Origin of the sequence: Candidatus Poriferisocius sp. (genome assembly GCF_965204015.1) — a bacterium.
Lineage (GTDB): Bacteria > Actinomycetota > Acidimicrobiia > Acidimicrobiales > Bin134 > Poriferisocius.
Genome location: NZ_OZ241965.1, coordinates 354,589 through 366,768 on the forward strand (window position 1 = coordinate 354,589; position 12,180 = coordinate 366,768).

At 65.0% G+C, this 12,180-nt stretch carries 8 protein-coding genes; 4 read left to right on the forward strand and 4 right to left on the reverse strand.

Features of this window, described 5'->3' with window-relative positions; translation table 11 throughout:
* The first annotated feature begins 65 nt into the window (after window positions 1-65).
* The 4 genes from ACOGJC_RS01605 (at window position 66) to ACOGJC_RS01620 (ending at window position 5,168) form a co-directional block, all read left to right on the forward strand.
* On the forward strand, window positions 66-1,826 hold the full coding sequence (locus ACOGJC_RS01605; protein WP_419846763.1) for an acetyl-CoA carboxylase biotin carboxylase subunit: 1,761 nt from the start codon (window positions 66-68) through the stop codon (window positions 1,824-1,826).
* 192 nt (window positions 1,827-2,018) lie between these two features.
* Window positions 2,019-3,134 (forward strand): glycosyltransferase, encoded by a 1,116-nt coding sequence (locus ACOGJC_RS01610; RefSeq protein WP_419846764.1) that lies wholly within the window; start codon window positions 2,019-2,021, stop codon window positions 3,132-3,134.
* Complete coding sequence (locus ACOGJC_RS01615) at window positions 3,127-4,110, forward strand: class I SAM-dependent methyltransferase (protein ID WP_419846765.1); 984 nt, start codon at window positions 3,127-3,129, stop codon at window positions 4,108-4,110. The genes ACOGJC_RS01610 and ACOGJC_RS01615 overlap by 8 nt, the downstream gene beginning before the upstream one ends.
* The gene (locus ACOGJC_RS01620; protein ID WP_419846766.1) at window positions 4,107-5,168 is read left to right on the forward strand and encodes a glycosyltransferase; all 1,062 of its coding nucleotides are present in this window, start codon (window positions 4,107-4,109) and stop codon (window positions 5,166-5,168) included. Before ACOGJC_RS01615 ends, ACOGJC_RS01620 begins: the two co-directional genes overlap by 4 nt.
* Before the next feature lie 14 nt (window positions 5,169-5,182).
* On the opposite strand, the gene ACOGJC_RS01625 is transcribed toward ACOGJC_RS01620, so the two are convergent.
* The 4 genes from ACOGJC_RS01625 to ACOGJC_RS01640 are packed head-to-tail and all read right to left on the reverse strand — an operon-like array spanning window position 5,183 to window position 12,146.
* Window positions 5,183-7,105: a methyltransferase domain-containing protein gene (locus tag ACOGJC_RS01625; protein ID WP_419846767.1), complete on the reverse strand. Its 1,923-nt coding sequence runs from the start codon at window positions 7,103-7,105 to the stop codon at window positions 5,183-5,185.
* Window positions 7,106-7,120: 15 nt separating this feature from the next.
* On the reverse strand, window positions 7,121-8,347 hold the full coding sequence (locus ACOGJC_RS01630) for an ABC transporter ATP-binding protein (RefSeq protein WP_419846768.1): 1,227 nt from the start codon (window positions 8,345-8,347) through the stop codon (window positions 7,121-7,123).
* Window positions 8,348-8,350: 3 nt separating this feature from the next.
* Window positions 8,351-9,178 carry an ABC transporter permease gene (locus tag ACOGJC_RS01635; RefSeq protein WP_419846769.1) on the reverse strand — a complete coding sequence of 276 codons (828 nt, stop codon included), beginning with the start codon at window positions 9,176-9,178 and terminating at the stop codon, window positions 8,351-8,353.
* A complete protein-coding gene (locus tag ACOGJC_RS01640) occupies window positions 9,171-12,146 on the reverse strand; it encodes a glycosyltransferase (protein WP_419846770.1) in 2,976 nt (991 codons plus the stop codon). Before ACOGJC_RS01640 ends, ACOGJC_RS01635 begins: the two co-directional genes overlap by 8 nt.
* Window positions 12,147-12,180 lie beyond the last annotated feature (34 nt).

A 12,180-nucleotide genomic window follows, 5' to 3' on the forward strand; every position in this document is an offset into this window, starting at 1 on the left:
CGCTCCGTCCTATCTCGCCCTGCCATTATTCGCGTGCTTGAGAGCCTGTCTGCCACCATATTGCCGTGTTGTCCAAGGTATTGGTGGCGAACCGGGGTGAGATCGCGGTACGAGTAATCCGGGCCTGCCAAGAGATGGGCATCGCCACTGTGGCGGTGTACTCCGAACTCGATCGCAGCGCCCTCCACGTTCGAATGGCCGACGAAGCCCACGCCTTGGGCGGCCAGACTGCGGCCGAGAGCTATCTGAACACCGAGGCCATCCTCGACATCATCGAGCGCACCGGGGCTGATGGCGTCCACCCCGGCTATGGGTTCTTTTCCGAGAACGCCGACTTTGCCCGGGCCATCACCGCCCGGGGGGTGGCGTTCATCGGCCCCAATCCCGAGGCGATAGAGGTCATGGGCGACAAGATCTCCGCCCGCCAGGCCGCCGAGCGGGTCGGGGTAAGCGGCGTTCCCGGCACGACCGACCTCATCACCGACCCTGAGCAGGTGCGAGCCTTCGGCGCCGAGCACGGCTATCCCGTGGCCATCAAGGCGGCCTATGGCGGCGGCGGCCGGGGCATGAAGGTGGTGGCCGACGAGAGCGTGGTCGAGGAGGCCATAGAGTCGGCTCAGCGAGAGGCCCTCAGCTATTTCGGCCGCGACGAAATCTACATGGAGCGCTATCTGGAGAAGCCCCGCCACGTGGAGGTTCAGGTGCTGGCCGACAGCCACGGCAACTGCGTGTACCTCGGAACCCGCGACTGCTCCGCCCAGCGCCGCCACCAGAAATTGATCGAAGAGGCCCCCGCGGCGGGCATCGACCCCGACGTGCTGACGGCCATGGGCGAGGCCGCCGTGAAGGTGGCCCGAGGCTGCGACTACGTGAACGCCGGCACGGTGGAGTTCCTCTACGAAGACGGCGACTTCTACTACCTGGAGATGAACACCCGGCTCCAGGTGGAGCATCCGGCTACCGAGCTGATCACCGGGATCGACTTGGTGGAACAGCAAATCAGGGTGGCGTCCGGCGAGCCGCTGCCGTTCACCCAGGACGACATCGAGATCTCCGGACATGCCATCGAGGTGCGCATCAATGCCGAAGATCCCGCCGAGGGCGCCTTTCTGCCGTCGCCGGGGCCGATCACCGGCCTGCGCCTGCCCAGCGGCTATGGCACCCGCTGGGACGGGGGCTACGAGGCCGGCGACGAGATCAGCCAGTTCTACGACAATCTGGTGGGCAAGCTCATCTGCTGGGGGCGGGACCGGCCCACCGCCATCGCCCGAACCCTGCGAGCCCTCGACGAGCTGGAAGTGAGCGGCGTGGCCACCACCATTAGCGCCGACAAGGCCATTTTGGCCCACCCCGATTTCGCCGCCCTGACCCACTCCACCAAGTGGGTGGAGGAGACGCTGGACCTCACCGGGATCGGAGGGGCCGCCACTGCGCCCCCAGAGGTTGACGACGACGAACCCCGGGTGCAGCGGGACATCGACGTGGAGGTCAACGGCCAGCGCTACTCGGTGCGGATGTGGGTGCCAGAGACCGCTTCAACCGCGGCCTCCGCGACTGGAACCGCCAAGCGCCCCAAGCGGGCGGCTGCCGGCAAGAGCGGGGGCAGCGCGGGCAGCGGTGACGTGGTCGTTCCCATGCAGGGAACCATCGTGAAGGTGATGGTGGCCGAAGGCGACACGGTAGAGGCGGGCGATCCCATCGTGGTACTGGAAGCAATGAAGATGGAGAACAACGTCTGCGCCGAGAAGTCCGGCACCGTGACAGAGGTCCGGGTGGCCGAGGGCGACGCGGTGGGCGGCGGCGACGTAGTCGCGGTCATCGACTAGCGAGCACTCCTCGTCGGCTGTCAGCCCGGCCTGCCCCCCGGTAGCATCGTTCAGCCCCCATGGCTGTCAGCCCGGCCTGCCCCCCGGTAGCATCGTTCAAGCTTCATGGACAATGCCCAACTGCTGTCGACGACTGGCATTTCGATAGTTATTCCCAGCGCTGGCCATGCCCAACCAAGCGCCGAGAGTTCCATGCTCGAACGCTGCTTGGAAACGCTCGCTCTGCTTGAGCCGAAACCCGCAGAAGTGCCAAATCCCCTAGAAGTGATTGTGGTTGTGGGCGACGAATTCCAGGGTGAGCCTCCCCAACAGGTGAACGGCCTGCCGATGCGGGTCACATACCGAGGCGCCGGACCCTTCGATTTCTCCCTGGCGGTGAACTGCGGTGTGCTGGCCAGCCGCGGCGACCTGGTTCTCATCCTCAACGACGACATCGAAGCAGAAGACTCCCACTGGCTCGGGAGGATGGCCGCCCACCTCGATGATCCGACCATCGGAGCCGTCGGGGCGACCTTGCTGTATCCCGACCGGTCGATACAGCACATCGGCATTGAATTCGAAGATGCCCAGCCCATCCACTCGTTTCGGGGGTGCCAGCTGTCCGAAGCCGCCGCGGCTGGGGCCGACACAGCCCATGATGTGGGCAGCGTCACCGGTGCCTGCCTGCTTGCCCGGCGCAAGGACCTCCTCGCCGTGGGCGGCATGTCGCTGGAGTTCCCGGCTTCCTACGGCGACATCGACCTGTGCCTGCGACTTATGCGGTCGGGCTTGCGGGTAGTGGTGGAGCCCGCCGCCGTCCTCATCCACCACGAGAGCGCCAGTCGGCCGCCGGTTATCGAGCCGTGGGAATGGGAACGGTTCATCACTCGCTGGGGCGAAGGGGCCAACCCGGGGCACCCCCCCGTCAATTCCGAGACGGACCACCGCTACGATTCATCCATGACCGCCGATCTCGTCGATGGCGATGACCGCGAACAACTTCGCCACGAAATCCTCAACTTGCGCGATCGTGCTTTGGGCGCTGAGGCGCGCAGCCAGTTTCTTGCCGACCGGGTAGCCAACCGAGACGAGCGGATCGCCGAGCTGGAAGACCGGGTTGTCGAGCAGGACACTCTCATCGAAGAGTGGAAAGACCGCGTTCTAGAGCGAGACACTCGGATCGCCGAGCGGGACATCCGCATTGCCGAGCGGGACACTCGCATTGCCGAGCGGGATGCCGAGATCGTCCGCCTGCGCGATGAACTGGACCGCTCGGCCATCATTCGGCTCGCTCGGCGGATCGCCCGGGGATCGCGCAAAGATGCCTAGTCCCGACCTGGTCGACACCGAACGGGTCAGCGCCACAATCGAGGCTGAGGCCGAGAAGGAGCGCCGCCAAGACGGCAAGATCGCCCAGCTCGAACTCACGATCGAGCAGACATGGGCCGACATCACCCCACCAGAAGCGGTGGCCGGCGGGGACGACGGCCATCTCTTGGACCAGGCCGCCAGCCTGGCTGCACTCGACCCCCATGTGCCCATCGAATCGCGTCGCGGACTACGCGGCGTCAAATGGCTGATCCGCAAGCTGACCTACTGGTACATCCGCTTCTTGACCGACCAGTTCAACGTGTTCGCCGGACTGCTGATCCGGCACCTGCGCAGCCTCGAAGCCCGCCTCGGGCACTTGGAAGCGGCCGCCAGTCAACCCGACGACCATTCTGATTCGACGACCCTGGTCTGCTTGGACGACCCTCCTGAGCCATCGCCCACGGTGGCGTCCCGCGTGGCGGAATCGGCGGGTTCGGGGCCGTGCTTGGTGCTGTCGGGAGGTGAAGGCGCCATCGTCCAGGCCATCGGCGAACGAGGCATCCGTGTCCGCGGCGTCGAGCAGGATCCCGACCGCGTTCTCGCGGGCCTGCGCCGCGGGATCGACATCCGACCCGGTGATGCGCTCGCCCATTTGGCCGATGCCGATACCGAGGGGTTTGGCACGATCGTATTGACCGGATTCGTGGAGAAGCTGTCGCTCGTTGACCTGCAAGGAGTGATCGACCAGGCCAGCCGCACGCTCATGAACCCGGGGCGGATCATCGTGGTGGTGGCCGATCCCGCGAATCGGAGCCGGGTTGATGCAGATCTCGGATCAGGGCTGGGCATCTCGCCGATAACCTGGCGACACCTGTTGGAACGGGCCGGATTCGACGCCCGCCTGGAGTCCTGTCCCGACTCTCGCATCGCAGAGATCGTCGTGGCCCACCGCACGGCAATCCCGTCGGTCGACTCCAACCCGAGCCAATCATGAGCTCCGCGGTCGATATTTTGATTCCGCAGATGGCCACGGGTGACGCCACCAGCAACCACACTCGGCTGATTCAAGAGCTCCTCGAGGAGAGGGGCATCGAAGTTCGCATCGTGGTAGAGCGCAAGACCCGGTCAGGCAGTGCCGCTATCCCCATAGACAAATGGAGGGCTGATGGCCAGGTGTCGATACTCCAGCACTCCATCGGCTCAGAGGTCGCCCAACAGGTGATCCGGCGCAAGACCCCAGTCGTGTTGAACTACCACAACATCACTCCTTCGAGTTTCTTCGATGCCTGGCAGCCGGAATTGGCCAAGAGCGTGGCGCGGGGGCGCATGCAACTCGGCCAATTGGCCGCCCTCACGGTCCGAGGCATTGCCGACTCTGAGTTCAACGCCCAAGAACTCAGAGAATTGGGCATCGAAGACGTCGTGGTATCCCCCGTGCTGTGGCAAATATCGAGCAGCGCAGTTCAAGCAGGACTGAGCAGCGATATGGCATCTGAAGACGGTGGGACCGTGTTATTCGTGGGTCGGCTGGCACCCAACAAGTGCCAGCACGATCTCATCGCCGCATTCGCCGTTTTATCCCGATTCCGCCCCCAGGCGCGGCTCGTGCTGGTGGGCGACGCTTCCCCGCCCCAATACCTGCAATCCCTGAAGAGCTTGGCTCGAGAGCTTGGCGTTTATGACCAGGTGGTCTTCACCGGCAAGGTCTCCGACAAGAGCCTGCTCCAGTGGTATCGGAAGTCGGACGTGTTCGCCTGCGCATCGGAGCACGAGGGCTTCGGCGTGCCCCTGGTGGAGGCCATGGCCCACGGCCTGCCGGTGGTGGCCTATGACGCGGCCGCGGTAGCCGAAACAGTCGGCGATTCCGGCATCGTGCTCAGAGACAAGCGGCCATTGACAATGGCTATGGCCCTGCACCGGGTGTTGCGCGACGGCCAGCTCAATCAGTGCCTGCGCGACCGCGGTATCAGATCAGCCCAGCGGTTCGATATCTCGGTCACCCGCGAGCAGATGTGGATCGCCCTAAAGGACCTGCTCGACACGGCGGCTTGATCCCGCCGACAGCCTCAGCGCGGGCCAAATCGCCGAAACAGCCCGCCGATCTTGTTGTGAATCCGCTCCCGCCAAGCCACCCGGGCCAGGCGCGCCCGAGCCACAGCCAGCTCTGCCCGTTCTTGGGCCAGCTCCGCCTCGACTTGGGCCAGGCGGGTTTGCGCCTGCTCCAAGTCCGCGGCCATGTGACGGGGGCCAGCGAGCTCGGTGATCAGCTCCTGTTGCCGATGAACCAAGTGCTCCATGCGCCGGTATGGGGCCAGCGGCGACTCGAGTAGATCCATCCGCGAGCGGCTTCCGGCATCGTGCAGTTCGGCCAGCCGGACTGCGGGCTGGCGGTAGACCCGGCGAATCAGGTCCTCCTCGGCCTGACGCCACTGTTCCAGCAAATCGTCATCGATGTCCTCGCCGATCAACCCGCCCAGGTGGGCCACCAAGCGATCGTTGCTCCAGGTGACCGGCCAAGGCAGATGGCAACGAGCGCTCAACATGGCCGACACTGCCTTCCAAATCCCTCTGACCACGGCTAACCGGACATCCACTCCCCCGGCGGCCACCCATTCCCGGTCCACGAACTTGAGGCCGTCAGCAGTCACCACGAAGTTGTCAGGCCCGGAATCCAGCCACACCGGGGGCAGCGCCCGGTCGGTGTCGGCTGGCAGATAGGGGTGGGGGGCGGTAACCGACTCGATCGAGGTCTCCCGAGCGGACAACGCTGCTCGCCATTCCCGCAACAGCTCGGCGAACCCGTCCGCATCCCCTTCCCGGACGCAGTCCACCAGACACTGCTCGAGATTCCGGCCCGCGTAATAGGGCTCTTCGGAGACCTCCACTTGCCCGAGCCATTCTTCAAAATCCTCGGCTCTGTCCTCGGCCATGAGACGCCTTCTCATCCTCAAGCCCTGATTCGAGTCGACCACCATCGCTTGCTGCCTCCACCGCTGGCGGCGGTCAGGCGCCACCCGCCACGCCAGCACCCGCCGGTCAACCCGCTCCGCCACTGCATGGGGATCCCGGCCAGCCACAATCAAGAACGAATTGGCCACATCGGGCCCCAGGCCCGCGGTCAAAAGCGCACGGTGGGCGGCCCGATCATCGGCGACCAGCACCGGACGGGCGTACTCGTTGCTGGTGGGGCGACCCACAATCTGGTCGACCAAATCAACCCCGCCGGGCCGGTCGTAGATCTCCTCGGCCAGCACCGCAGTGGGCAGCTTGTAGTCGGGAAACGGGTACAGCCACTTCTGGGCCGCCAGCCCAGCGTCGGCCAGCATCCGGGCCAGCTCTCGTCGAGACCACGTGGTCGGCTCGCCGTCGCGGTAGCCCTCCCAACCCACCCAGGGCAGGCCCAAGTGGTCTTCGGGAAAACCCAGCAGATACTTGAGCCCCAGGCGGTTCTCGATGGCCAGCACCACCACCCCGCCGGGAGCCAACCATTTCTCTACCAGGCTGAGTAACGCGGCAGGCCCTTCGCTTCCGCCGTGGCTGGTCCCGGCGTATTCCAGCACCCCTACCAACAAGACAGCGTCGTAGGCCTCCCGACCTTCGGTCCCGAGTTTGTCGAGTGGGCCGCACAAGACATCGACGCCCTCAAGTCCGGCGCACCGGTGGGCGATCAACTCCGCTCGGGCCGCGCTGCCTTCCACCGCGGTCACCGCCGCCCCGCGGTCGGCACATATCCGGGTGTTGACCCCCGATCCTGCCCCTACGTCCAGCACTCGGTCATCAGGGCCGATGTTCACCGGGGCCAAGAGGACGGCCCGCTCTGGGGCCAGGTGATAGGCAGTGGGCCAATCTCGAATCTCGGCAGCCAGTTCATCCGACCCCACTCGGCGGTCCTCGGCGGCGCGGAACATGGCCAATAGCTCAGCCTCGGCCCCGTCGGCATAGGGCAGTGAGTCGCCGATTGAGATAACCGGGCGGGGCTCAAGACTCACCGGCACACCCCGCGCTCAGCACCCAGCACGCCAGTCGCCGTCCAGGTTCAACAGCCCGTTGGCACCGGGGTCGGGTTCGCCGGAGACCTGCAACCAGAATTCCCGGGCTCGGCGGTCGTAGAGGAAGGAGGCATCAGAGTCCTGCACGGCGGCGTTGACATGGAACGCACCCGAGCGGAACGGGATGCGAGGCAATCGGAACTCCACCCATCCCTTTCCGTCCAACTTGCCGGGACGGAACCCGCCCACATGGGAACGGGGGCCAGCCAGATGGAGATTGTTGTGGTCGTAGAAGCCAAGCGAGAACACCGGGTCATCGATGGGCTCGGAGGCCCGGTAGTGGATGCGAACGATCAGCGGGTCGCCGGAGGCAAAGGTCTTAGGCCGGTGTCCCGCTCCGTCATAGAACTCCAAATCGGTGATGCGCAGCGGGGTTTCTCCCTCGTCATCGGGACGGGGACGATGGCCCACCGAAGCCGCCCCCTCGGTATCGACGGTATCGAGGTAGGCATTGATGACATCTTGGGGCTCCCCCACCGCGGCCACCAGGCCCCGATTCAGCCACGCCATCTGATCGCAGTTGGCCCGCAGCATCCCCAAGTCATGGCTGACCAGCACGATGGTCACCCCTTGGGCTCGCAGCGCCTCTAGATGGCTGAAGCAGCGAAGCTGGAACTCCTCGTCGCCCACGGCCACCACCTCATCGACAATGAGGACTTCGGGATCGACGTGGACGGCCACCGCGAATCCCAGCCGCACATACATGCCGCTGGAGTAGATCTTCACCGGGCTGTCGATGAACTCCTCCAGGCCCGCAAACTCGACGATCTGATCCACCCGGTCGTCGATCTGGGATTTGGGCACCCCCAGCACCGAGGCGTTGAGGTAGATGTTCTCGCGCCCGCTCAACGCGGGGTGGAACCCAGCCCCCAGCTCCAATAGGGCCGATGTCCGGCCTTGGACCTCGACCCGGCCCTCAGTAGGGCGGTAGATGCCGGCCATGACCCGCAGCAAGGTGGACTTGCCCGACCCATTGCGTCCGACCAGTCCATAAAGCGAACCCTGGGGCACCTCCAAGCTGACGTCACGAAGCGCCCAGAATGGCTCACTGCGCACTCGGCGGAACGGTTGGCCTGATCCGGGCCGCAACCCCGTCCACGCTTCCTTCAAGCTGAGGGGCCGGTCCAAAGTCAACTGGAAGCGCTTGGATACACCATCGACGACCACCGCGTTCTTGCCCATCGGCTATAGCTCCTCGGCGATGTCGCGGGTTCGAACCTTGAACATCAGCCAGCCGCCGGCGCCCACCGCCAACGAGATCAGAGCCATAAGGCCCAATCGAAGCAGACCAGGCCAGTCCAGCCCGTACAGCAGCTCGCGGGAGGCCTCGGTGAACTGAGACAGCGGATTCAACCGGATGATGTCTCGGGCCGGCAGCCCCATGGCTCGTTCGGGAATCAACGACAGCGGATAGACGATCGGGGTCACGTAGAAGAGAAACTGCAAGACAATCGTGGACAGATAGCCCACGTCGCGGTAGCGCACGTTCCAGACACTGAGCACCAGGCCGATCCCGAGGGCGAAGATCGAGAAGAACAGCAGCAGAACCGGCCACAGCAGAAAAGTCCAACTCACGTTGACCAGGCAGATGAGGATGAGCATCAGAATGGAACCCTCGATGGCTGCTTGAAACAGCACCGTGACGAGGGCGGCCACGGCCGGCGCCTCCGGGGGAAAATACACCTTCCCCAATAGCGAACCGAGGTCCAGCAGCGCGCTCATGGCCCCGGTGATCACCCCGTAGAAGGCGTTCCACATGACCAGCGCACAGAACAAGTAGAGGGCGAAGTTGTCGAAGCGCCCGTTGCCTGCCCGAGGGGGGTCGAATTTCAACAGCACCCCGAAGACCAGTGCGTAGATGGCCAATGTGGCCGCCGGATTGAGCATCGACCACAGCCAGCCCAGTATCGAGCGCTTGTAGCGCGCCCCCAACTCCCGCTGCACCAGGCGACCGATCAGCTCGCGGTAGCCCCAGATTTCGAGAACACCGCCTCTGCTGGTCATTTCAGTCATGGCCGGACTCGGGATCGCATAGGTAGTCGTACACGCCAGCCAAGTTCTGATCCCAGCGAGCGTGGCGGGCGGCGATGTCGGCCAGGCCCTGCTCGGCCAACCGACGGCGGCGATCCGGATCCCGGGCCAAGGCGACGATTTCCGCGGCCAACCCGTCGGCGGTCTGGGGCGATTGCATGCAGTTGTGGTCATGGCGTAGTAGCCAGTCGCCGGCCGGGTTCTCGAACGACACCACCGCAGCGCCGCAGGCCATCAACTCCAGCGGCAGATAAGAGGGGTGCTCGGAGGTGGTTAGGGCCACTCCGATGTCGCACGTGCGGTACAGCGGGCCGGTCTCTGTGTAGTCGAGCTGTCCCATATGGGTGATGAGGGCGTCCATGTGCTCGGGAAAGGCCCACGATCCGGCGGTCACGATGCGCACGTCGTCGGCCAGCTCATCTTTCACCAGGCGCACAGCGCGAGCGGCCAGCTCCCAGCAGTTGCGCAGATGGCCAGGGCGGGCGTAGATGAACACGGTCACCGGGCGATCGGGATCCGACTCGATGCGGTCTCGGGCGTGAAAGACCGAACTGTCCACTGCGGGCCAGAAATGGCGGGCAACGCCGCCGTAGCGATCTCGGTAGACATCGGCCAGATGCCCGGTGTTGCACAGCCCGTAGAGCCCCAGGCGGTAGCTGTGCTCAGCCAGGGCGTAGAGAGTGCCCGCCGGATAGAACATGGGCTCGAAGTCCTGGATGAGATAGAAGCGGCGGTCCTGGCCGGGAGTGCGGGCCGCGAAGTAGGCAGTGGTCCACATGGTGGCGATGGCCGCGTCGGCTGGAGGAACATCGTCGGGGTCGAAAGCGAATGAGTCGTGGTAGACGATGGGGCAGTCGGCCAGCGACCGGAAGGCGGCGGTGATCCCCGACCGGTACCACCGCTCGTCATGGTCGACGGGACCGGTCATCACCATGAACCGGTTCTCCACCCCATGGTTGATGGCCAAATGGTCGGCCAGGCGGAACACGGTGTGGATGCCCCCGTAGAACGGGTTCTGGAACTCGGGCACGTACCAGTTGACCGTTTTCACCTCCCGGCGGCTCCCAACTGCCCGGTGGCCATCGCGCACCGATTGTGCGAGGTCCCGGTCGGCTTTAGAGGCGAGCGCCAGGGCGTGGGCCTCTCCCGTTTCGTTGCGCTGGTAGAAGACCTCCATGGGCCGCCCCAGCATCTCGGTTAGCTGTTTGAGCACGCCCGGCTTCTCCTCGCAGTGCAACGTCGGCTCAGGATGGTGTGCGCTGAGGTTCGGGGAAAAGTAAGGGTCGCCTCCCATCAGCCACCGCTGGTAGGCCCAATAGCTGGCGAACACATCGTTCTCGGGCACATGCGGGCCTCGGGTGGCCGACTCCCTGTGGGTGATCGGGGTGGTTGCGGAGACCACATTGCGATACCCGGCCTGCCGGACCCGCAGACCGAGCACCACATCGCTGCCGCACAACTCCAATCGCTCGTCGAATCCGCCGACCTCCTCGAACACGGAGCGGCGGATGGCCAGACAGGCGCCGGTGACTGCCACGGTGTTGCGGGTCCAATCGGTGGGTCCCAACAGGGTGTCGGACTGCGGCGCCATGCCCTGGAACAGATGACCGGCCAGGCCGGTCATCCCCATGATCACTCCGCCGAACTGGATGAGGCCGTGGTCGTCGATGAGCTGGAGGCCGGCCACCCCGATCTCCGGGCGCTGGGCCCAACCAACGAGGTGGCGGAGCCATTGGGGGTGGCCAGGCGAGGTGTCGTCGTTCAAAAACACCAGCACATCGCCGGTGGCCTTCTCAACAGCCCGATTGTTGACCGCGGAGTAGTTGAAGGGCTCATCCCACCAGATGATCCGAGGGCTGAGGTCGCCAACCCGATTCTGATACCAGGCCTCGTTGTCGGGACTTTGGCCGCCGTTGTCGACAATGATGAGCTCAAGGGCGGGATAGTCGGCCGAACGGACCAGTTCGAACGCCCCCTCCAACAGCTCTCGGTTGTGACGAGTGGCGATGATGATGGTGACGGGCACTTCTCGATCCGTCGTCCACGCCAGTTTGACGCCGCGTTCTCCGGCTTCGGCCCGAGCCGGCCAATCCCGACTCAACAACCAGCGGTTGACCAGCTCAAGGTGGTGGGGTTCGATGCGATGGTCGCGTCCGCTGAGCGTTTGCAGCACCGCCGGCAAGCGGCTCACCTGCTGATCGTTGAGGTTGAGGCTCAGCAAAAGATCCCACCACAGCGAGTCATCACTGATCCCGGCCGACTGATAGCGGCGGGCGGCCTCCGGTTGCAGATTGCGAGCCCGCACGGCGAAGGCTCGCCCGATGTAGTTGGCGCATACCAGGAGATCGGGAGACCAGTCCGGCTTGAGGCGAGGCTGGCTCAAGCAGTCGAGATCGCCGGCGAGGTAAACCCCGCCGGGCATCCCGTCTTGGTGCCACTCCCACACCTCGGCCAAGCCGCCGAGATCGTCGTCCCAATACACCAATTCGAGCCAAGGGTCGCGCCAGGCGGCCTGAGCAATCTGATATGCCGCATCGAGCCGCAGGCGATCACCGGCCCTCAGCAGCACCACCAAGTCTCTCGGGCATTCCTGCGACAACCGATGGAATTCATCGGCCAGACCGCTGGGTTCCACCTTGACCACCTCGACCAGCCCCCACGACTGGTTGGTCAACGACGCCTCGGTGGCCGCCACATCGCCGCCGTCGTCCACCACCAGCCCCCACACTCGCCGGGGCCGCGGCCACTCCTCGAACCACTGGCGTTGAACCGCCAAGATGCTGGGATCGGGCGGAAGTCGGCAGAACCAGTCTTGATAGGAAATCCCGGCGGGTTCGGCCGACGATTCGGAGAGCGGTCCCGCCCCAAGCTGAGGCTCGGAACCGCTCCGACGCCGCTGCCACTCGAGTCGAGCGCGCACCGCGGCGTTGCGGGCCTCTCGAACAATCATCATTGCCCCGCTAATCAGCCTTCGGCGACGGGTC

Excerpts from the sequence above, each read along its gene's own strand:
- ACOGJC_RS01635 (WP_419846769.1), bottom strand. The coding sequence starts at position 9,178 with ATGACTGAAATGACCAGCAGAGGCGGTGTTCTCGAAATCTGGGGCTAC.
- ACOGJC_RS01610 (WP_419846764.1), top strand. The coding sequence starts at position 2,019 with ATGCTCGAACGCTGCTTGGAAACGCTCGCTCTGCTTGAGCCGAAACCC.
- ACOGJC_RS01620 (WP_419846766.1), top strand. The coding sequence starts at position 4,107 with ATGAGCTCCGCGGTCGATATTTTGATTCCGCAGATGGCCACGGGTGAC.
- ACOGJC_RS01615 (WP_419846765.1), top strand. The coding sequence starts at position 3,127 with ATGCCTAGTCCCGACCTGGTCGACACCGAACGGGTCAGCGCCACAATC.
- ACOGJC_RS01640 (WP_419846770.1), bottom strand. The coding sequence starts at position 12,146 with ATGATTGTTCGAGAGGCCCGCAACGCCGCGGTGCGCGCTCGACTCGAG.
- ACOGJC_RS01630 (WP_419846768.1), bottom strand. The coding sequence starts at position 8,347 with ATGGGCAAGAACGCGGTGGTCGTCGATGGTGTATCCAAGCGCTTCCAG.